This is a genomic window from Streptomyces sp. NRRL B-24484, assembly GCF_000717715.1.
GTDB lineage: Bacteria > Actinomycetota > Actinomycetes > Streptomycetales > Streptomycetaceae > Kitasatospora.
On record NZ_JOAI01000012.1, the window covers coordinates 70,292 to 90,353 of the forward strand.

Below are 20,062 nucleotides of genomic sequence, written 5' to 3' on the forward strand. Positions count from 1 at the left end.
ACGGCCCCTCCGTCGGCAGCCGGCGGTACCGGGCTGCTCCAACAACGGCGACAACGCGAAGGGGCCCGTGCGGACACCTCCGCACGGACCCCTTGTGGGACGTTAGTACGAACTGCTCAGCCGGTCGGCTCGACGCTCTCGCCGGGCGCCCGGCCGCTCACCCGTTCGGCCTCCAGTGCCGCCTGCAGGATCACCACGGCCGCGGCCTGGTCGATCACCGAGCGGCCCTTCTTCGAGGAACGGCCGGAGGCCCGCAGGCCCTGGGCGGCGGTGACCGTGGTCATCCGCTCGTCCACCAGCCGGACACCGACCGGCGCCAGCAGCGCCGCCAGCCGCCCGGCGTACGCCCGGACCTTCGCCGCGGCCGGCCCCTCCTTGCCGCTCAGCGAGCGGGGCAGGCCGACCACGACCTCGATCGCGTCGTACTCCCCGACGATCTCCTTGAGCCGCGCCTGGGAGCGGCCCCCGGCGGGCACGGTCTCCACCGGCGTGGCGATCAGCCCGTCGGGGTCGCAGGACGCGACCCCGATCCGGGCGTCACCCACGTCGACGGCGATCCGCCGGCCCCGCCGGAAGACCTTCTCGGGCTGCTCCTCGGTCATCAGGAGGCGCGCTCCGCGACCAGGGCGCGGACGGCGGCGATCGCCTCGTCCACCGCGGCCGGGTTGGAGCCGCCGCCCTGGGCGACGTCGTCCTTGCCGCCACCGCCGCCGCCGAGCGTCTTGGCCGCGGTGCGGACCAGCTCGCCGGCCTTCACACCGCGGGCGCGGGCGTCCTCGTTGGTGGCGATCACGGTGAGCGGGCGGTCGTTCGCCACGGTGAAGGCGGCGACCACGGCCGGGCGCGAGCCCAGGCGGGCCCGGACGTCCAGCACCAGCTTGCGCAGCTCGTCCGCGCCCACGCCGTCGGCGACCCGGGCCGAGACCAGGGCCACACCGTGGACGTCCTCGGCTGAGTCGGCGAGACCGGCGGCGGCCGCGAGGACCTTCTCCGCGCGGAAGCGCTCGATCTCCTTCTCGGCGTCCTTCAGCTTGGCGAGCATGCCGGAGATCTTCTCCGGCAGCTCCTCCGGGCGGCCCTTGACCAGCTCGGTGAGCTGCGAGACCACGGTGTGCTCGCGCGCCAGGAACTTGTACGCGTCGACGCCGACCAGCGCCTCGACCCGGCGCACGCCGGAGCCGATCGAGGACTCGCCGAGCAGCTTCACCAGGCCCAGCTGGGCGGTGTTGCCGACGTGCGTGCCACCGCACAGCTCCTTGGAGAAGTCGCCGATGGTGACCACGCGCACGGCGTCGCCGTACTTCTCGCCGAACATCGCGATGGCGCCCTGCTTGCGGGCCTCGTCCATCGTCATGACCTCGGCGGTGACGTCGAGTTCGCGGACGAGCACCTCGTTGATCTTCTGCTCGACGTCGGTCAGCACCGAGCCGGGAACGGCGGCCGGCGAACCGAAGTCGAAGCGGAAGCGGCCGGGCGCGTTCTCGGAGCCGGCCTGGGCGGCCGTCGGGCCGAGCGCGTCGCGCAGCGCCTGGTGGGTGAGGTGGGTGGCCGAGTGGGCGCGCGAGACCGCGCGGCGGCGCTCCACGTCGATGGTGGCGTACGCGGAGGCACCGAGCACGACCTCGCCGAACAGCACGCCGCCGGAGTGCACGGTCACGCCGGGCACCGGCTGCTGGACGTCGCGGATCTCGACGACCGCGCCGGAGTCCAGCCGGATCCGGCCGTGGTCGGCGAGCTGGCCGCCGCCCTCGGCGTAGAACGGGGTGCGGTCGAGGATGATCTCGACCTCGTCGCCCTCGGTGGCGGCCGGCGCCGGGGCGCCGTTCACCAGCAGGCCGACGACGGTGGCCTCGCCCTCGGTGGCGGTGTAGCCGGTGAAGACGGAAGCGCCGGACTTGTCGGCGACCTCGCGGTACGCGGCGACGTCGGCGTGGCCCATCTTCTTGGCCTTGGCGTCGGCCTTGGCGCGGTCCCGCTGCTCCTGCATCAGGCGGCGGAAGCCCGCCTCGTCCACCTGGAGGCCCTGCTCCTCGGCCATCTCCAGGGTGAGGTCGATCGGGAAGCCGTAGGTGTCGTGCAGCTTGAACGCCTGGTCGCCGGAGAGCACCGCGCCGCCGGACTGCTTGGTCTCGGTGACGGCGGCGTCCAGCAGGCTGGTGCCGGCCTTCAGCGTCTGCAGGAAGGCCGTCTCCTCGGAGGTGACGACCGTCTCGATGCGCTTGCGGTCGGCCTCCAGCTCCGGGTACTGCGGGGCCATCGCCTTGACGGTGATGTCGGTGAGCTCCTTGGCCACCGGCTCGGTGGCACCCAGCAGACGCATGTTGCGGATCGCGCGGCGCAGGATGCGGCGCAGCACGTAGCCGCGGCCCTCGTTGCCCGGGGTCACGCCGTCGCCGATCAGCATGATGGCGGTGCGGAAGTGGTCGGTGACCACGCGCAGCGAGACGTCCGACTTGTGGTCGCGGCCGTAGGTGTGGCCGGTGAGCTCGGCGGCGCGGTCGAGGATCATCCGGCTGGTGTCGATCTCGAAGAGGTTGTCGACGTCCTGCAGGATGGCGGCGAGGCGCTCCAGGCCGAGGCCGGTGTCGATGTTCTTGCTCGGCAGGTCGCCGAGGATCTCGAAGCCGTCCTTGCCGTCGCCGTGGCCGCGCTCGTACTGCATGAAGACCAGGTTCCAGATCTCCAGGTAGCGCTCGCCGTTGACGGCCGGGCCGCCCTCCTCGCCGTACGCGGGGCCGCGGTCGTAGTTGATCTCCGAGCACGGGCCGCAGGGGCCGGGGACGCCCATCGACCAGAAGTTGTCCTTCATGCCGAGGCGCTGGATGCGCTCGGACGGGACGCCGATGACGTCGCGCCAGATCTGCTCGGCCTCGTCGTCGTCCTTGTAGACGGTGATCCAGAGCTTCTCCTTCTCCAGGCCGTAGCCACCGTCCGCGACGGGCGTGGTGAGCAGCTCCCACGCGAACTTGATGGCTCCTTCCTTGAAGTAGTCGCCGAAGGAGAAGTTGCCGCACATCTGGAAGAACGAGCCGTGCCGGGTGGTCTTGCCGACCTCCTCGATGTCCAGCGTGCGGACGCACTTCTGGACGGAGGTGGCGCGGGTGTACTGCGGCTTGACCTCGCCGAGGAAGTACGGCTTGAAGGGCACCATGCCGGCGTTGACCAGCAGCAGGGTGGGGTCGTCGGCGACGAGCGACGCCGACGGTACGACGGTGTGGCCGCGCTCCTCGAAGAAGCGCAGCCAGCGGCGGCGGATCTCAGCCGACTCCATCAGTGGTCCTTCCGGTTGGGTTGCTGCCCGGCAGCGCTCGGCGCTGGCGGGGCTCGGCAATGCTCTTGGTGGTGGTGCTGCGCTTCGGGGGCAGGGCGGCGGCCGGGGAGCCCGGGGCCGCCGAGATAGCTCGGTGGCCGGGCTCGGGGCGCAGCGCGCTGCGGCGGCGCGGCGGCTCGACCACGGCGGTGCCGTCGAGGCCGAGGTCGGCGCGGAGCTCCTGCTCGCGCTCGGCCATCCCGGCCTGGACGTCCTGGGCGAAGCGCTTGGCGGCGTCGCCGAGCCGCAGGGCGCCGCGGGCGGCGGTGCCGGAGATGCTGTCCGGGGTGAGCCGGTGCACGGCCTCGTTGGCCTTGCCCATGGCCCAGACGGCGGCGCCGGCGCCGACCGCCATCCAGAAGATGCGTCGAACCACCGTGTCAGCCCCTCACCGCTCGCCGGACGCGGGCCAGCAGCCCGCCGCTGCGCGGCGCGGTGGCCGCGCGGACCTCGGCCCGGACCAGCCGGGCCAGCGCGTCGCGGTCGGCCGCCTGCTCGGGGACGGCCGCGGTGCCCTGCTGGCGGGCGACGGCCTTGCGGACGCCGTAGCTGAACGCGGCGACCTTGACCAGCGGCCCGCCGATCGTGGCGGCGACGGTGGAGGAGAGGGCGTTGGCGTTGGCGGCGGCGTCCTGCACGTTGGCGGTGATCTCGTCCACCCGCTCCAGCTGCTCGTTGGCGCTGCGGACGGCGGTGCCCGCGTCGACCAGCAGCGGCACGGCCTGTTCGGTGACGGCGGAGACCAGCACGGTGGCCTCCTTGAGCACCTTGGAGAGCCGGACGAGCACGACGGCCAGCAGCGTCACGAGAACCGCCCAGAACACGGCCACCAACAGGCCGGCCAGTTCTCCCACGGACACCTTGTGCGCTCCCTCGCCTTGCAGCTTCCTCCGAAGGGAACCCTATCGTGACCACGGGCGGTTTCCCGACCGGATAAGGGCGGCGGGGCCGCGTCGCGGGGTGCGGCACCACGGCACGGGCGGGCGTGACCCACCCGGCGGTCACCTCGTTGATCGGAACGGGCGGCCGGGCGGCCGGCCCGCACATCCATCCCACCGACGACATGGGGGCTCCGGTGTCGAGCGAACCCGCGGCGGACGGGCGAAGGCGGTCGGCGCGCGGCCGACTGCCCGCCGACCTCACCGGCTTCGTCGGCCGCCGTTCCGAACTCGCCGCTCTGGCACGGCTGCTGGACGTCTCACGGCTGGTCACCGTGACCGGCCCCGGCGGGGTCGGCAAGACCCGGCTGGCGCTGCGGGCGGCGGCCGCGGCCGGCCGGGACCTGCGGGACGGCGTCCGGCTCGCCGAGATCGGTCCGGTGCAGGACGGGCTGCTGCTCGGCCACGCGGTGATGGAGGCGCTGGAGTTCACCGACTCCACCGCGCGTCCTCCGCTCGACGTGCTGGTGGACCAGCTCGCCGACCGCCGGATGCTGCTGGTGCTGGACGGCTGCGAGCACCTGGTCGACGCCTGCGCCGAGCTGGCCGACGTGCTGCTGCGCGGCGCGCCGGGGCTGCGGGTCCTCGCGACCAGCCGGCAGTCGCTGCGGGTGGACGGCGAGCACCTGCTGCCACTGGCGCCGCTGCCGGTGGAGGCGCGGGACGGCCGGCGGCCGGACGCGGTGCGGCTGTTCGCGGACCGGGCCGCGGCGGTGGTGCCGGACTTCGCGCTGACCGCGGAGAACGCCGACGACGTGGCGCTGCTCTGCCGCCGGCTGGACGGCATCCCGCTGGCCGTGGAGCTGGCGGCGGGCCGGCTGCGCGCGCTCTCCGTGGAGCAGATCGCGATCCGGCTGGACGACCGGTTCCGGCTGCTGACCGGTGGCGCCCGCACCGCGCCGCCGCGGCACCAGACGCTGCGCACCACGATCGGCTGGAGCCACGAACTGTGCTCCCCGCAGGAACGTTTGCTCTGGGCCCGGCTCTCGGTGTTCGCCGGCGGCTTCGACCTGGAGGCGGCGGAGTACGTCTGCGCGGGCGACGGCATCGACCCGGACGGCGTGCCGGACCTGCTCGCCGATCTGGTGGACAAGTCCGTGCTGCTGCGGCTGGACGGCGGCGACGCGGTGCGCTTCCGGATGCTCGACACGCTGCGCGAGTACGGCGGGCAGTGGCTGTCCGCGGCCGGCGAGGAGCAGCGGCTGCTGCGCCGGCACCGGGACTGGTACCTGGGGGTGGCCACCTGGGGCGAGGTGGAGTGGTTCGGGCCGCGGCAGGCCGAGACGGCCGAGCGGACCCGGCTGGCGCACTCCAACCTGCGGGCCGCGCTGGAGTTCTGCCTGGCCGAGCCGGGCGAGGAGCAGCAGGCGCTGGTGCTGGCCGGGACGCTGTGGTTCTACTGGGTCGGTTCGGGCCACCTGGGCGAGGGCCGGCACTGGCTGGACCGGGCGCTGGCGCTGGCGCCGGAGCCGACGGGGGCGCGGGCGAAGGCGCTCTGGGTGACGGGCTACATGGCGACGCTGCAGGGCGACCTGGTGCGGGCCGCACCGGCGCTGGAGGAGTGCCGGCGGCAGGCGGTGGAGACCGGGGACGACCGGGCGCTGGCGTACGCGGTGCACCGGCAGGGCTGCGCGGCGCTGATCGCGGACGACCCGGTGCGGGCGGCCGAGCTGTTCGAGGAGGCGCTCTGGCACTACGACACGCTGGGCGAGCTGAACAGCAACGTCCTGATGGCGATGTTCGAGCTGGGGCTGGCGCGGCTGTTCCAGGGGGACGCCGAGTCGGGCACGGCCTGGATCGAGCGGGTGCGGGAGATCTGCGAGGAGCACGGCGAGCAGTGGGCCTACGCCTACGGGCTGTACGCCTACGCGCACGCGAGCTGGACGACGGGCGAGCTGTGGCGGGCCCGGGCGTACGCGCGCGAGTGCGTGCGGCTCAACCACCGGTTCCGGGACCTGCTGGGCATCGTGCTGGGAGTGGAGCTGCTGGCCGTGCTGGAGACCGAGGGTCCGGAGGCGGACCTGGTGGAGGCACGGGTGCTGCAGGGGGCGGCGCACCGGATGTGGCAGGGCGTGGGGACGCCGTTCTTCGGGTCGCGGAGCTTCAACGGGCCGCACCGGGAGGGCGAGGAGCGGGCCCGGTCGGGGCTGACCGAGGAGGAGTTCGAGGACGCGTTCGCGCGGGGCGCGGCGCTCGACCTGGACGCTGCGGTGCGGCGGGCACTGGGCGGCGGCGGGCTGCCGGAGCCGCCGTTCGACGCGGACGGCCGCCCCCCGGACCCGTGCCCGGCCGAACCCTCACCGGTGCCGGCCCGCTAGGGACGGGCGCCGGGGCCGGTTCAGGGGTGCGTGAGGCTGCCTCTTGTGCCGTACCCGTGGTCCTGACAGGGGTGAGCCCCCGCAGCCGTGCGGCTGCGGGGGCTCGGTGCTGCAGTGGTACCGCTCGCGGGTCAGCGCGAGTAGTACTCGACGACCAGCTGCTCGTCGCAGACGACCGGGACCTCGCGGCGCTGCGGCGCGCGGTCCAGGCGGAAGGCCAGGGCCTTCAGGTTGACCTCGAGGTACTTCGGGGTCTGGCCCTCGCCGGCGTTGCCGCCCTCGCGAGCCACCTGGAAGGGAACCTTCTCCTTCGACTTCTCCTTGACCGTGACGACGTAGCCCGGCTTCATCTGGAACGACGGCTTGTTGACCTTGCTGCCGTTGACCTCGATGTGGCCGTGCACGACCATCTGGCGGGCCTGGTAGATGGTGCGGGCGATGCCCGAACGCATGACCAGGGCGTCGAGGCGGACCTCGAGCAGGGCGACGAGCGCCTCACCGGTCTTGCCCTCGACCTTCTTGGCCGACTCGAAGGCGCGGGCCATCTGCTTCTCGCTGAGGTCGTACTGCGCGCGCAGACGCTGCTTCTCGGTCAGACGGACCTTGTAGTCAGAGTTCTGCTTGCGGCCACGGCCGTGCTGGCCGGGCGGGTACGGGCGGGCCTCGAAGTACTTGACGGACTTCGGGGTCAGCGGGACGCCCAGGGCACGAGCGATCTTGACCTTGGGGCGCTTCTGGTTCGCCATGGAACCAATACCTCTTTCGGTGTGCGAATACGGCTTCACCAGGTGTTGACGGAGGCCGCTTCTCGCGACCCGGAGAAAAACCACCGTGGTGGTCAGCCGCTCTCCGAGCCGGGCACGTGCGTGCTTGCACACGAGTGGCCCACCGACCGCGGGGGTGGTGGGCTGCCCGCGACACCGGAACCGGTGCGCGACGCTCCTGGAGGCCCTCCCGGAGGAGGGGCCTCGTGGCCGGTGCCCCGCTGGTGCGGACGGTCGGCCGGTTCTCACCCGCCGCCGTGCCCGGGACACGGCACTCCGCCCGAGTATACCGCCCGGCCGACGGCCCGGATGACCGCCCCGGGCCGCTCCGCGGGAGCCCCCGGAGCGGCCCGGGCCGCCGGGGTCACTCGCCCCTGAGCCGGGACCTGGTCCATTCGACGGTCTCGGCGTAGCGGGCCTCGCCTCCGCGCCGGGTGGGCCGGTAGTACTCCCGGCCGTGCACCGCGTCCGGCGCGTACTGCTGGGGGGCGATGCCCTCGGGGAGGTCGTGCGGGTACTGGTAGCCCTTGCCGTGGCCGAGCTTGCCGGCGCCGCCGTAGTGGGCGTCCCGCAGGTGCGGCGGGACGGGCCCGGCCAGGCCCTGCCGGACGTCGGCGAGGGCCGCGTCGATGGCCAGGTAGGCGGCGTTGGACTTGGGCGCGAGCGCCAGCGCGATCGCGGCCTCGGCGAGGATGATCCGGGCCTCCGGGAAGCCGATCATGGCGACCGCCTGGGCCGCGGCGACGGCGGTGGCGAGCGCGGTCGGGTCGGCCAGGCCCACGTCCTCGCTGGCGGAGATCATGAGCCGCCGGGCGATGAACCGGGGGTCCTCCCCCGCCTCGATCATCCGGGCCAGGTAGTGCAGGGTGGCGTCCACGTCGCTGCCGCGGATCGACTTGATGAGCGCGCTGGCCACGTCGTAGTGCTGGTCGCCGTCCTTGTCGTAGCGGACGGCGGCCTGGTCGACGGCGGTCTCGGTGGCGGCCAGGGTGATCTCCGCCGCGCCCTGCTCCAGGGCAGCCCCGGCGGCGGCCTCCAGGGTGGTGAGTGCCCGGCGGGCGTCGCCGCCGGCGAGCCGGACGAGGTGGTCCTCGGCCTCCGCGGAGAGCGCGACGGCGGCGCCCAGCCCGCGCTCGTCGGTCACCGCGCGGCGCAGCAGGGTGCGCACGTCGTCGTCGGTGAGCGACTCCAGGGTGAGCAGCAGCGAGCGGGAGAGCAGCGGGGAGATCACCGAGAAGTAGGGGTTCTCGGTGGTGGCGGCGATCAGGGTGACCCAGCGGTTCTCGACGGCGGGCAGCAGGGAGTCCTGCTGGGCCTTGGAGAAGCGGTGGATCTCGTCGAGGAAGAGCACGGTCTCGCGGCCGGTCATGCCGACGGCGCGGCGGGCGCCGTCGATGACCGCCCGGACCTCCTTGACGCCGGCGGTGATGGCGGAGAGTTCGACGAAGCGGCCCTCGACGGCCTGGCTGATCACGTGGGCGAGGGTGGTCTTGCCGGTGCCGGGCGGGCCCCAGAGGATGACCGAGCTCGTGGCGGCGGGGCCGCGGGAGCCGGCGACCAGGCGGCGCAGCGGGGAGCCGTCCTTGAGCAGGCGCCGCTGCCCGGCGACCTCGTCCAGGGTGCGCGGGCGCATCCGTACGGCGAGCGGGGCCCGGCCGGGCTCCTTGGCCTGGCGTTCCTCGGCTGCGGCGGTGAAGAGGTCCGGTTCGTCCACGGGCGCAAGGGTATGCGAGCGGACCGACGCCCCGGCCCGGGTAGTTCGAATTTGAACCTGAGGGCGTACGCTGGGGGCTCCCCCCGTCGCCGAAGGAGTGCGCCATGCCCGTCCGCCGTCTGAACCACGCCGTGCTGTGGATCCGCGAGGTCGACCGCTCGGTCGCCTTCTACACCGACGTCTTCGGCTTCTCGGTGGGCCACCTGATCCCGGGCCGGGCGGCGTTCCTGTCGGCGCCGGACACGCTGAACGACCACGACCTCGGCCTGTTCGCGATCGGCGAGGACGCGCCCGGCCCGGAGCAGGGCCGGGTCGGCCTGTACCACCTGGCCTGGGAGGTCGGCACGCTCGGCGAGCTGGCGGAGATCGGGACGAGACTCGCCGCGCTGAAGGCGCTGGTCGGCTCGACCGACCACCTGGTGTCCAAGTCCTTCTACGCCAAGGACCCGGACGGCAACGAGTTCGAGGTCATGTGGCGCGTCCCGCGCGAGGACTGGCCGGCCGCCGAGTCGGACGCCCGGCCGGGCCCGCTCGACCTGCAGGCCGCGCTGGACCGCTGGGGCCCGGACCTGGCGACCGGTGCCGCGGCCGGTTCGGCGACCTGAGCCGGTCCGGCGGCCCGGGTCAGTCCGCCAGCTTCGCCGCGTGGTCCGGGACGAAGGTCTGCAGGTCGCGCGGCGGACGGCGGTAGCCGGTGGAGGCCGGCCGCGGCGGCAGCTCGACCTTGGGCGGCTCGATCGCCAGGTACGGGACGGTGGAGAGCAGGTGGGCGATCATGTTGACCCGGGACCGCCGCTTGTCGTCGCTCTCCACCACGTACCAGGGCGACTCGGGGATGTCGGTGTGCGCGAACATCACGTCCTTGGCCCGGGAGTACTCCTCCCAGCGGGTGATGGACTCGATGTCCATCGGCGAGAGCTTCCAGCGGCGCATCGGGTCCCTGAGGCGGTCCCGGAACCGCTTCTCCTGCTCGGTGTCGCTCACCGAGAACCAGTACTTGCGCAGCAGGATGCCGGCCTCGACCAGCATCTGCTCGAAGAGCGGGGTCTGGTGCAGGAAGAGCCGGTACTCCCCCTCGGTGCAGAACCCCATGACGTGCTCGACGCCGGCCCGGTTGTACCAGCTGCGGTCGAACAGGACGATCTCGCCGGCGGCCGGCAGCTGTTCGACGTAGCGCTGGAAGTACCACTGGCCGCGCTGCCGCTCGGTCGGGGCGGGCAGGGCGGCGATCCGGGCGATGCGCGGGTTGAGGTACTCGGTGACCCGCTTGATCGCGCCGCCCTTGCCGGCGGCGTCCCGGCCCTCGAAGACGACGACCAGCCGGACGCCCTCGCTGCGGACCCATTCCTGCAGGCGGACCAGCTCGTGCTGGAGACGCAGCAGCTCGCGCTCGTACGGCTTCTTCGCGAGCCGATCGGTCTTCCCCACAGGTGTGCCCTCCGTCCGCACGGTGGGCACCCACGCTACGGGGGATCACCGCCGAGTGCGGGGAGCGGCACGGCGGACGGCACCGGCAGCCCCCTGCACCGCCGGTACCGATCCCCCCGTGAGCGGCCGACTCTGCACCAGCCCCGGCCTCCCGGTCCAATTCCGTGATCCATACCCTGTGGGCATGGACATCGACACCCGGTTGCTGCGGGCGTTCGCGGCGGTGGTCGAGGAGGGACAGCTCACCGCCGCGGCGTCCCGGCTCGGCGTCGCCCAGCCGACGCTGACCAAGCGGATCCGGCTGCTGGAGGCGCAGTTGGAGGTCCGGCTGTTCGAGCGGTCGCGCAGCGGGATGGCGCCGACGCCGGCGGCGCACGAACTGGCCACCCGGGTGCCGGCGCTGCTGGACGGCTGGGCGGACGCGCTGGCCGCGGCCCGGGCGGCGGCCGGCCGGCCCGCGGTGCTCCGGGTGGGGTTCGAGAGCGGCACGATCCACCTGGTGGGGCTCGCGACGGTGGAGGCCTTCGCCCGGCGGATGCCCGGCTGGCAGGTGCGGCTGCGGCAGTTCAACGGCTTCGACTCGGGGGCGGCACTGGACGCCGGGGAGATCGACCTGGCGCTGTGGCACGCCCCGCCGGAGGAGGGCGAGCAGGGCGGGGCGACCGCGGACGGCCGGTACGGCTGCGCACCGCTCGGCCTGGACGAGCGCTGGGTGGTGCTGCCGGCCGGACACCGGCTGGCCGGCCGCGGCGAGCTGGCGATGGCGGACCTGCTGGAGGAGGCGGTGGTCTCGGTGCCGGCGGTGGCGGGCTTCTGGCGGGACCACTGGGTCGGCGCGGACGCCCGCGGAGGACGGCCGGTGCGGGTCGGCGCGGTGGTGCACAGCCCGGACGAGTGGCTGGCGGCGGTGGCCTGCGGGCAGGGCATCGGCTTCGCGCCGGCCTCGCTCGGCGCGCTGGCGGGCCGTCCGGACGTGGTGTTCCGGCCGGTGCGGGGGCTCGGGCCGAGCCGGGCCGGGCTCTACTGGCCGGCGGACCGGCCGCCGACGGCGGCCGCGGAGGCCTTCGTGCTCAGCTGCCGGGAGACGGTGGCGGTGGGCGGCCGGGTGCGGCCGCCCACGGGCGCGGTGGATCAGACGGCGTCGAACGGGGCGGGGTAGCGGCACAGGCCCCGCGGCGAGCCGTCGTAACCGGGCAGCGGCAGGACGAGGAAGCAGTCGTCCTGGACGTCGTACGGCCCGGTCACCTCGTGGCGGGAGGCCGGCATGAATCCGAACCGGGAGTAGTAGCCGGGGTCGCCGAGGACCACGACCAGGCGCTCGCCGGCCTCCTCGGCGGCGGTCAGTGCGGCGCGGACGACCTGGGCGCCGATGCCCTTGCGCTGCCACTCGGGGGCGACGGCGACCGGGGCGAGCGCGACCGCCCAGCCGTCACCGACCTGAAGGCGTGTCAGCAGGGCGTGGGCCAGGACCAGTTCGTCCTCGACGGCGACCACCGAGAGGTCGGGCAGCCAGGCCGGGTCGCGGCGCAGCGCGTCGACGAGGTCGGCCTCGTCGGGGCCCGGAAACGCCGCCATGTGCACCCGCCGGGTGGCGGGAGCATCCGACGGGAGCTCGACTCTGGTACGGACGGCCATGTGGTGCACTCCTCTGTCGTCGCACGCCGTTGTGGACCGGCCCCGGTCGGTGCGATGCACCGACCGGGGCCGTGACAGGGTAGCCGACCTGGGTCAGGCCTTGGGCTCGGTCTCCGACTTGGGCTTGGCGTCGACCCCGGCCTCGCGGCGCTGCGCGGGGGTGATCGGGGTCGGGGCACCGGTCAGCGGGTCGCCACCGGTGGACGTCTTCGGGAAGGCGATGACGTCACGGATGGTGTCGTACCCGCCGAGGAGGGTGACGATGCGGTCGAGGCCGAAGGCGACACCGCCGTGCGGCGGCGGGCCGTAGTTGAAGGCGTCCAGCAGGAAGCCGAACTGCGAGGTCGCCTCCTCCTCGGAGAGGCCGATCGCGTCGAACGCGCGCTTCTGGACGTCCCGCTGGTGGATACGGATCGAACCGCCGCCCAGCTCGGAGCCGTTGAGCACCAGGTCGTAGGCGTTCGAGAGGGCGCTGCCCGGGTCCGTGTCGAAGGTGGCCAGCGACTCGGCGGTGGGCGCGGTGAAGGGGTGGTGCACCGCGTGCCAGCCCTGGAACTCGCCCTTGTCGTCCTCGATGGGCTCGAACATCGGGAAGTCGACGACCCAGAGGAAGGCCCACTGGGACTCGTCGATCAGGTTGCAGCGGCGGCCGATCTCCAGGCGGGCGGCGCCGAGCAGCTCCTGCGAGGGGGCCTTCTTGCCGGCGGCGAAGAAGACCGCGTCGCCGGGCTTGGCACCGGCCGCGGCGGCGAGGCCGGCCAGGTGCTCCTCGGAGAGGTTCTTGGCGACCGGGCCGCGGAGCTCGCCGGTCTCGGCGTCGACGAGGACGTAGGCGAGACCGCGGGCGCCGCGGGCCTTGGCCCAGTCCTGCCAGGCGTCGAGCTGCTTGCGCGGCTGCGAGGCGCCGCCGGGCATGACGACCGCGCCGACGTACGGGGCCTGGAACACGCGGAACTCGGTGCCGGCGAAGTACGCGGTGAGGTCGGTCAGCTCCTGGCCGAAGCGGACGTCCGGCTTGTCGGAGCCGTAGCGGGCCATCGCGTCCGCGTACGTCATCCGCGGCAGCGGGTTCGGGACCTCGTAGCCGTGGACGTCGCGCCAGATCGCACCGATGATCTTCTCGCCGAGGGCCAGGACGTCCTCCTGGTCGACGAACGAGGCCTCGATGTCGAGCTGGGTGAACTCCGGCTGGCGGTCGGCGCGGAAGTCCTCGTCGCGGAAGCAGCGGGCGATCTGGTAGTAGCGTTCCATGCCGGCCACCATCAGCAGCTGCTTGAACAGCTGGGGCGACTGCGGCAGGGCGTACCAGTGGCCGGGCTGCAGGCGGACGGGGACGAGGAAGTCGCGGGCGCCCTCGGGGGTGGAGCGGGTGAGGTACGGCGTCTCGATGTCGAGGTAGTCGTTCTCCTCCATCACCCGGCGGATGATGTTGTTGACCTTGGAGCGCAGGCGCAGCGCGCGGGCCGGGCCCTCGCGGCGGAGGTCCAGGTAGCGGTAGCGCAGGCGCACCTCCTCGTTGACCGTGCCGGGCTCGTACTCGGCGACCGGGAACGGGACGGGGGCGGCCTCGGAGAGCACCTCGATCGCGCTGACGACGACCTCGACGGCGCCGGTGGCGATGTCGGGGTTCTCGTTGCCCTCGGGGCGCACGCGGACCTCGCCGACGACCTTGACGCAGTACTCGGCGCGGAGCTCGTGGACTGATTCGCCGGCGGCGTCAAGGGTGTCGCGGACGACGATCTGCACGGTGCCGGAGGCGTCGCGCAGGTCGATGAAGGCCACGCCGCCGTGGTCGCGGCGGCGGGCGACCCAGCCGGCCAGGGTGACGGTCGTTCCGGCGTGCTCCGCGCGGAGCGTGCCCGCGTCGTGCGTGCGGATCACAGCTGCTTCTCCTTCAGGGTGGATACGAGTGCTTCGAGGGCGACGGGGACCTGCTCGCCGGTGGTCATGTCCTTGAGCTGGACGACCCCGGCGGCGAGATCTCGGTCCCCGGCGACCAGGGCGAAGCGGGCGCCGGAACGGTCGGCGGACTTCATGGCGTTCTTGATGCTCTTGACGCCGAAGGCGAGGTCGGTGGCCACCCCTGCGCGGCGCAGCTCGACCACCTTGGCGAAGAGGACGTTCTTGGCCTCCTCGCCGAGCGCGACGGCGTAGACGGCGGTGGGCGCGGGCAGGTCCAGGGCGACGCCCTCGGCCTCCATGGCGAGGTAGGTGCGGTCCACCCCGAGGGCCCAGCCGACGGACGGCAGCGCGGGGCCGCCGATCATCTCGGAGAGGCCATCGTAGCGGCCGCCGCCGCCGACCGCGGACTGCGCGCCGAGGCCGTTGTGCACGAACTCGAAGGTGGTGCGGGTGTAGTAGTCCAGGCCGCGAACGAGCTTGGGGTCGTCGGTGAAGGCCACGCCGTTGGCGGTGAGCAGCTCGCGGACCTTCTCGTCGTACGCCTTGCAGTCCTCGCAGAGGTAGTCGCGCAGCATCGGGGCGCCGCCGAGCTGGGCCTGCACCGACTCGCGCTTGTCGTCCAGCACGCGCAGCGGGTTGATCTCCGCGCGGCGGCGGGTGTCCTCGTCGAGGTCGAGCCCGGCCAGGAACTCGACCAGGGCGGCGCGGTAGACCGGGCGGCACTGCTTGTCGCCGAGGCTGTTGAGCAGCAGCGTGTAGTCGCTCAGGCCGAGCGAGCGGAAGGCGTCGTCGGCGAGGACGATCAGCTCGGCGTCGAGCGCCGGGTCCTCCGCGCCGATCGCCTCGGCGCCGACCTGGGCGAACTGGCGGTAGCGGCCCTTCTGGGCGCGCTCGTAGCGGTAGTACGAGCCCGAGTACCAGAGCTTGACCGGCAGGTTGCCCTGCTTGTGCAGGTTGGCCTGGAGGGCGGCGCGCAGGACGGAGGCGGTGCCCTCGGGCCGCAGCGCGAGCTCGTCGCCGCCCTTGGTGGTGAGGGTGTACATCTCCTTGGTGACGATGTCCGTGGACTCGCCGACACCGCGGGAGAAGAGCTTCACGTCCTCGAAGACCGGCGTCTCGATGTAGCCGTACCCGGCCAGGCGGGCGGGCGCGGAGAGGCGCTCGCGGATCGCCAGGAAGGTCGCGGAGCTCGGGGGCAGCAGGTCGTAGGTGCCCTTGGGGGCGGAGAAGGTGCTCAACGTCTCTTCCGTCACATTCCTCGTCGCGGGTGGGCCGGAGCGTCCTGCGCACCGGCCGCCTGCAGGAGGTACGGGTTGGTGGCGCGCTCACGGCCGATGGTGGTCTGGGAGCCGTGGCCGGACAGGACCACGGTCTCGTCGTCGAGGGGCAGGCACACCCGGGTCAGCGACCGCATGATCGCTTCGCTGTCCCCGCCCGGGAGGTCCGTGCGCCCGATGGAGCCGGCGAACAGCAGGTCGCCCGAGAACAGGACCGGCGGGATCCGGTCCGACGAGGGCGTCCTGAAGGTCACCGACCCCCTGGTATGGCCGGGCGCGTGGTCGACGGTGAGCTCCAGGCCGGCGAGCTCCAGCACGCTGCCGTCGGTGAGTTCGCGGACGTCGTCCGGCTCGCCGACGGTGATCGAGCCCATGATCTGCTGCCCGAGCGCGCGGCCCAGGCCGCGGCCCGGGTCCTTCATCATGTAGCGGTCCTCGGGGTGGATCCACGCCGGGACGCCGCGGGCGCCGCAGACCGGGACCACGGAGGCGATGTGGTCGATGTGCCCGTGGGTGAGCAGCACCGCGACCGGCTTGAGCCCGTGCTCGCGGACGAGGTCCTCCACGCCCTGCGCGGCCTCGTGGCCGGGGTCGACGATCACGCACTCCTCGCCGGCGGCCGGTGCGACCAGGTAGCAGTTGGTGCCCCAGGCTCCGGCGGGAAATCCGGCGACGAACACGTGAGTCCTTCGGTCGAGTCGGGAGGTCGCGGGCGGTCGTGTCACCGCGCGGTCACACCGCAGCCTACCGGCGGCACGGCACCGGGAGCGAACCAGATAGCCCAGTGGCGGCGCCGTTTGATCTCGTACTTACGCTCGGGGTCCTTACACTTGGCCGCCTGCGGATGCGATGATCCGCACCGGAACGCCCCCAATCCCCGCATCAGCATTCACAGGAGACACGGCCGGTGGTCAGCAGCGAACAGCGGCGGCGGCAGCTCGCCCGCGAGAAGTACGAGCGCCAGATGCAGCGCCGGGTCGAGACCCGGCGCAAGGCACGCAAGCGCAACACGCTGATCGGCGCGGCCGCGGCCGTCCTGGTGGTCGGCATCGCGGGCAGCGCCTGGGCGCTCAGCGCCTCGGACGACGGCCCCGCGAAGGACAGCGCCGCGGCCCCGACGCCGACCGCGGCGGCCACCCCGGTCAAGGGCTGCACCACGCCCGCCCCGGGCTCCCCGAACGGCAAGCAGTTCAAGACCGAGCCGGCGATGACGGTGGACACCAAGGCCTCGTACACGATGGCCCTGGACACCAGCTGCGGCAAGATCACCATCGCGCTGGACGCCGCGAAGGCCCCGCACACGGTGAACTCCTTCGCGTTCCTGTCGAACGAGAAGTACTTCGACCACACCAAGTGCCACCGGCTCACCACCGAGGGCATCTACGTGCTGCAGTGCGGCGACCCGACCGGCACCGGCTCCGGCGGCCCCGGCTACCAGTTCGCGGACGAGAACCTGACCGGCGCGACCTACCCGGCCGGCACCGTCGCGATGGCGAACGCGGGCCCGGGCACCAACGGCAGCCAGTTCTTCCTGGTCTACAAGGACACCCAGCTCCCGCCGAGCTACACCCCGTTCGGCAAGGTGACGGGCGGCCTCGACGTCCTGCAGAACATCGCCGCGGGCGGCGTGCAGGGCGGCGGCGGGGACGGCGCGCCGGTCGCCGACATGGTGCTCAACTCGGTGACGACGACCAAGGGTTGATCCCCGGGCGCGGTGACCCGGCGGCCGGCGGCCGGCGGGTCACCGCGATCGGCCGGGAAATCACCCGGCCCGGATGCGGACAGCACCGACGCTGGTCGCCTATGTTGCTGTTGTATAGGGTGCCCTGACCGTCGGCCGTCACCCTCGGCACCATTCGGCGGCAGGACGGCGGACTCCACCGGTCCGCCGCACATTCAACTGTGGACGACGTTCCGACGCCCCTGCGGCGGGCGGGACGTCATTGGAGGAGGCGCTGTGAGCAGCGACCCGTGGGGCCGTGTCGACGAGCAGGGGACCGTGTACGTCAGGACGGCCGAGGGCGAACGCGTCGTCGGCTCCTGGCAGGCCGGCTCCCCGGAGGAGGCCCTCGCGTACTTCGAGCGCAAGTACCAGGGGCTGGAGGCCGAGATCGGCCTGCTGGAGCACCGCGTCCGCAAGACCGACCTGGCCGCCAAGGAGGCCCAGGTCGCCCTGGACCACCTCAAGGCCCAGGTGGCCGAGGCCCACGCGGTCGGTGACCTGGAGGGGCTCGCCAAGCGCCTCGAGACGCTGAGCGGCGAGATCGAGTCCCGCCAGGTCGAGCGGCGCGCGGCCCGGGCGAAGGCCCAGGAGGAGGCGCGCTCGGCCAAGGAGGCGCTGGTCGCCGAGGCCGAGCAGCTCGCCGAGTCGACCCAGTGGCGGGAGGCCGGTGACCGGCTGCGCGCCCTGGTGGAGACCTGGAAGGGCCTGCCCCGGCTGGACCGCAAGAGCGACGACGAGCTGTGGCACCGCTTCTCGCACGCCCGCTCGGTGTTCTCCAAGCACCGCAAGGCGCACTTCGCGGCCCTGGACAACGAGCGCGAGCACGCCCGGCAGACCAAGGAGAAGCTGGTCGCCGAGGCCGAGGCGCTCTCCGGTTCGACGGAGTGGGGCGACACGGCCGCCCGCTACCGCGACCTGATGGCGCAGTGGAAGTCGGCCGGCCGGGCGCAGCGGGACGCCGAGGAGGAGCTGTGGGCGCGGTTCCGCGGCGCCCAGGACGTGTTCTTCCAGGCCCGGTCCGCCGCGTTCAGCGAGCGCGACGCCGAGCAGGGCGAGAACCAGAAGCTCAAGGAGGCGCTGCTGCTGGAGGCGGAGGCGATCCTGCCGATCACCGACCTCAAGGCGGCGAAGGCGGCCCTGCGCGACGTCAACGAGCGCTGGGAGGCGATCGGTCACGTGCCGCGCACCGCCCGCGGTCAGCTGGACGGCCGGCTGAACGCCGTCGAGCGGGCGGTCCGCGAGGCGGAGGACGTCGAGTGGAAGCGCACCAACCCCGAGGCGAAGGCCCGCGCGGCCGGCATGACCGGTCTGCTGCAGCAGGCCGTGGACAAGCTGCAGGCGGACCTGGACAAGGCCCGTGCGGCCGGTAACACGAACCGGGCCGCCAAGCTGGAGTCCGAGCTGGCGGGCCGTCAGGCCCTGCTGGACCAGGCCCTGAAGAGCCTGGAGGAGTTCGGCGGCTGACGCCCCGCTCCCCCGTGCACGACCGGAAGGCCCCCGCCGCGGCGGGGGCCTTCCGCATGGTGGCCGCACGGTGGCCGCACGGTGCCCGCGTTCCGCCCGGGGGCCGTCCCGGTCCTCCGGTCACGGGATCTCCGGCCGGGGGCCGCCGCTCACAGCGGCCAGGTACGGCCGTGCGCCCAGCCGTGGAAGTCCTGCCAGCCGACCTCGGGGAAGTCGCGGCGGAGCGCCGCGGTGTCGATGTCCAGGCCGGGCTCGGTGAAGTAGCGGAACATCGCGGCGAGGTCCGCGGAGTACGCCTCGATCTCGGCGAGCGGGAGGCGGCGGAAGCCGATCGGCCGGCCGGTGGCGGAGCTGAGCGCCTCGGCGATCCCGGGGCAGGTGAGGGCGTCGGACGCGAGGTCGATCCGGCGGCCGGCGAACTCGTCGGGACGGGTGAGCGCGAGGGCGGCGAAGGCGCCGATGTCGCGGGCGGGGACGAGTGCGAGCGGGCGCTCGGGCGGCATGGGGAGCACGAAGCTGCCCTCCCGCAGGCCCTGCAGGGTCCACTCCCCCGCGTAGTTCTCCATGAAGGCGGCCGGGCCGAGGACGGTCCACGGCACGCCGAGCCCGGCGAGCCGTCGCTCGATCCGGTACTTGCTGTCGAAGTGCGGGATGCCGGTGTCGCGGTCGGCGTGCGCGGCGGAGGTGAAGACGATGTGGCCGACCCGGGCGTCGGCGGCGGCCTCGACCAGGGCGGTGCCCTGGCGGACCTCGGTGGCGAGGTCCGTGCCGAACGGCGTCGACATGGCGAAGAGGGCGGCGGCTCCGGCGAGCGCGGCGTCCAGGGACTCCCGGTCGTCGAAGTCGGCGGCCACGACCCGGGCGCCGGCGGCGGCGAGCGCGCGGGCGGCGGCGGAGTCGGGGGTGCGGGTGAGGGCGCGCACGGGCAGGCCGTGCGCGAGGAGGGCGTCGACCACGGCGGCGCCCTGGGTACCGGTGGCTCCGGCCACTGCGACATATGATGTCTGTGTCATGCAGACACTGTAGGACGACTTCTCTGCGTCGCGCAGATATTTTCTCGGAGGGACGCCATGCCCGTGCGGCCGGACGACCTGGAAGCCGACTCCCGCCGCTACCTCGCCTCGTACGCGCTGTTCAACCAGGCGGTGGCGGACCGGCTCGGGCTGCACCCCACCGACGTGCAGTGCCTCAACCTGCTGGGCCTGGAGGAGGGACCGCTCACCACCGGCCGGATCGCCGAGCTGACCGGTCTCACCAGCGGCTCGGCCACCCGTCTGGTCGACCGGCTGGAGCGGGCCGGGTACGTCACCCGGCGGCGCGACGAGGAGGACCGCCGTCGGGTGCTGGTCGAGCCGGTGCCCGAGGCCGCGGCCCGCGTCGGCGAGCTCTGGGGCGAACTCGGCGAGGGCTGGGCCGCGATGCTCGCCGAGTACACCGACGAGGAACTCGCCTTCCTCGCCCGCCACATGCGCCGCACCACCGAACTCGCCGAGCGCCAGATCCGGCACCTCCGCGAAGGAGGGTGAACGCCGAGGGGCGCGGGGAACCGTGCAGTTCCCCGCGCCCCGGCTGCTGCCCCTGAGGGTGAG

The 20,062-nt window shown here is 73.3% G+C and carries 18 protein-coding genes; 6 read left to right on the forward strand and 12 right to left on the reverse strand.

All coding sequences use genetic code 11. From position 1 onward, the window contains the following. Positions 1 to 116: 116 nt before the first annotated feature. The 4 genes from ruvX to IE98_RS0113265 are packed head-to-tail and all read right to left on the reverse strand — an operon-like array spanning position 117 to position 4,170. Positions 117 to 602: a Holliday junction resolvase RuvX gene (ruvX, locus tag IE98_RS0113250; RefSeq protein ID WP_030268478.1), complete on the reverse strand. Its 486-nt coding sequence runs from the start codon at positions 600 to 602 to the stop codon at positions 117 to 119. After that, the gene (gene alaS / locus IE98_RS0113255) at positions 602 to 3,271 is read right to left on the reverse strand and encodes an alanine--tRNA ligase (RefSeq protein WP_030268484.1); all 2,670 of its coding nucleotides are present in this window, start codon (positions 3,269 to 3,271) and stop codon (positions 602 to 604) included. The genes ruvX and alaS overlap by 1 nt, the downstream gene beginning before the upstream one ends. After that, complete coding sequence (locus tag IE98_RS44550) at positions 3,258 to 3,686, reverse strand: DUF6167 family protein (RefSeq protein ID WP_159400902.1); 429 nt, start codon at positions 3,684 to 3,686, stop codon at positions 3,258 to 3,260. Before IE98_RS44550 ends, alaS begins: the two co-directional genes overlap by 14 nt. Before the next feature lie 4 nt (positions 3,687 to 3,690). Next, a complete protein-coding gene (locus IE98_RS0113265; RefSeq protein ID WP_030268488.1) occupies positions 3,691 to 4,170 on the reverse strand; it encodes a DUF948 domain-containing protein in 480 nt (159 codons plus the stop codon). A 215-nt stretch (positions 4,171 to 4,385) separates the two neighbouring features. Here IE98_RS0113265 and IE98_RS51930 point away from each other — a divergent pair, with 215 nt between their 5' ends. Then, complete coding sequence (locus IE98_RS51930; protein ID WP_159400903.1) at positions 4,386 to 6,566, forward strand: ATP-binding protein; 2,181 nt, start codon at positions 4,386 to 4,388, stop codon at positions 6,564 to 6,566. Positions 6,567 to 6,697: 131 nt separating this feature from the next. Here the strand turns inward: IE98_RS51930 and rpsD are convergent, their stop codons facing one another. Next, complete coding sequence (gene rpsD / locus IE98_RS0113275; RefSeq protein ID WP_030268492.1) at positions 6,698 to 7,312, reverse strand: 30S ribosomal protein S4; 615 nt, start codon at positions 7,310 to 7,312, stop codon at positions 6,698 to 6,700. 382 nt (positions 7,313 to 7,694) lie between these two features. Further along, positions 7,695 to 9,044 (reverse strand): replication-associated recombination protein A, encoded by a 1,350-nt coding sequence (locus tag IE98_RS0113280; RefSeq protein WP_030268494.1) that lies wholly within the window; start codon positions 9,042 to 9,044, stop codon positions 7,695 to 7,697. 104 nt (positions 9,045 to 9,148) lie between these two features. Here IE98_RS0113280 and IE98_RS0113285 point away from each other — a divergent pair, with 104 nt between their 5' ends. Continuing rightward, positions 9,149 to 9,649, forward strand: a complete 501-nt coding sequence (locus IE98_RS0113285) for a VOC family protein (RefSeq protein WP_030268496.1) — start codon at positions 9,149 to 9,151, stop codon at positions 9,647 to 9,649. A 19-nt stretch (positions 9,650 to 9,668) separates the two neighbouring features. Here IE98_RS0113285 and ppk2 read toward each other — a convergent pair whose 3' ends face one another. Continuing rightward, positions 9,669 to 10,472, reverse strand: a complete 804-nt coding sequence (gene ppk2, locus IE98_RS0113290; protein ID WP_030268497.1) for a polyphosphate kinase 2 — start codon at positions 10,470 to 10,472, stop codon at positions 9,669 to 9,671. A gap of 184 nt (positions 10,473 to 10,656) precedes the next feature. Here ppk2 and IE98_RS0113295 point away from each other — a divergent pair, with 184 nt between their 5' ends. Further along, complete coding sequence (locus tag IE98_RS0113295) at positions 10,657 to 11,631, forward strand: LysR family transcriptional regulator (RefSeq protein ID WP_078661003.1); 975 nt, start codon at positions 10,657 to 10,659, stop codon at positions 11,629 to 11,631. Here the strand turns inward: IE98_RS0113295 and IE98_RS0113300 are convergent. The 4 genes from IE98_RS0113300 to IE98_RS0113315 form a co-directional block, all read right to left on the reverse strand. Further along, on the reverse strand, positions 11,604 to 12,107 hold the full coding sequence (locus IE98_RS0113300; protein WP_030268501.1) for a GNAT family N-acetyltransferase: 504 nt from the start codon (positions 12,105 to 12,107) through the stop codon (positions 11,604 to 11,606). The two genes, IE98_RS0113295 and IE98_RS0113300, sit on opposite strands and share 28 nt — an antisense overlap. A gap of 93 nt (positions 12,108 to 12,200) precedes the next feature. After that, on the reverse strand, positions 12,201 to 13,988 hold the full coding sequence (aspS, locus tag IE98_RS0113305; protein ID WP_030268502.1) for an aspartate--tRNA ligase: 1,788 nt from the start codon (positions 13,986 to 13,988) through the stop codon (positions 12,201 to 12,203). After that, positions 13,985 to 15,247, reverse strand: coding sequence for a histidine--tRNA ligase (hisS, locus tag IE98_RS0113310; protein ID WP_030268503.1), 1,263 nt, complete (start codon positions 15,245 to 15,247; stop codon positions 13,985 to 13,987). Before hisS ends, aspS begins: the two co-directional genes overlap by 4 nt. Before the next feature lie 11 nt (positions 15,248 to 15,258). Next, complete coding sequence (locus IE98_RS0113315; RefSeq protein WP_030268505.1) at positions 15,259 to 15,966, reverse strand: MBL fold metallo-hydrolase; 708 nt, start codon at positions 15,964 to 15,966, stop codon at positions 15,259 to 15,261. Positions 15,967 to 16,193: 227 nt separating this feature from the next. On the opposite strand from IE98_RS0113315, the gene IE98_RS0113320 reads away from it, so the two are divergent. Further along, positions 16,194 to 16,988, forward strand: coding sequence for a peptidylprolyl isomerase (locus IE98_RS0113320; protein WP_030268507.1), 795 nt, complete (start codon positions 16,194 to 16,196; stop codon positions 16,986 to 16,988). A gap of 255 nt (positions 16,989 to 17,243) precedes the next feature. Continuing rightward, positions 17,244 to 18,473, forward strand: coding sequence for a DUF349 domain-containing protein (locus IE98_RS0113325; protein WP_030268508.1), 1,230 nt, complete (start codon positions 17,244 to 17,246; stop codon positions 18,471 to 18,473). A gap of 149 nt (positions 18,474 to 18,622) precedes the next feature. Here the strand turns inward: IE98_RS0113325 and IE98_RS0113330 are convergent, their stop codons facing one another. Continuing rightward, the gene (locus IE98_RS0113330; protein WP_030268510.1) at positions 18,623 to 19,486 is read right to left on the reverse strand and encodes an NmrA/HSCARG family protein; all 864 of its coding nucleotides are present in this window, start codon (positions 19,484 to 19,486) and stop codon (positions 18,623 to 18,625) included. Between the two features lie 57 nt (positions 19,487 to 19,543). On the opposite strand from IE98_RS0113330, the gene IE98_RS0113335 reads away from it, so the two are divergent. After that, positions 19,544 to 19,999 carry a MarR family winged helix-turn-helix transcriptional regulator gene (locus IE98_RS0113335; RefSeq protein WP_030268511.1) on the forward strand — a complete coding sequence of 152 codons (456 nt, stop codon included), beginning with the start codon at positions 19,544 to 19,546 and terminating at the stop codon, positions 19,997 to 19,999. Positions 20,000 to 20,062 lie beyond the last annotated feature (63 nt).

Coding starts and splice junctions, on each gene's coding strand:
- ruvX (WP_030268478.1), bottom strand. CDS start 602: ATGACCGAGGAGCAGCCCGAGAAGGTCTTCCGGCGGGGCCGGCGGATC.
- alaS (WP_030268484.1), bottom strand. CDS start 3,271: ATGGAGTCGGCTGAGATCCGCCGCCGCTGGCTGCGCTTCTTCGAGGAG.
- rpsD (WP_030268492.1), bottom strand. CDS start 7,312: ATGGCGAACCAGAAGCGCCCCAAGGTCAAGATCGCTCGTGCCCTGGGC.
- IE98_RS0113285 (WP_030268496.1), top strand. CDS start 9,149: ATGCCCGTCCGCCGTCTGAACCACGCCGTGCTGTGGATCCGCGAGGTC.
- IE98_RS0113295 (WP_078661003.1), top strand. CDS start 10,657: ATGGACATCGACACCCGGTTGCTGCGGGCGTTCGCGGCGGTGGTCGAG.
- IE98_RS0113300 (WP_030268501.1), bottom strand. CDS start 12,107: ATGGCCGTCCGTACCAGAGTCGAGCTCCCGTCGGATGCTCCCGCCACC.
- IE98_RS0113330 (WP_030268510.1), bottom strand. CDS start 19,486: ATGACACAGACATCATATGTCGCAGTGGCCGGAGCCACCGGTACCCAG.
- IE98_RS0113335 (WP_030268511.1), top strand. CDS start 19,544: ATGCCCGTGCGGCCGGACGACCTGGAAGCCGACTCCCGCCGCTACCTC.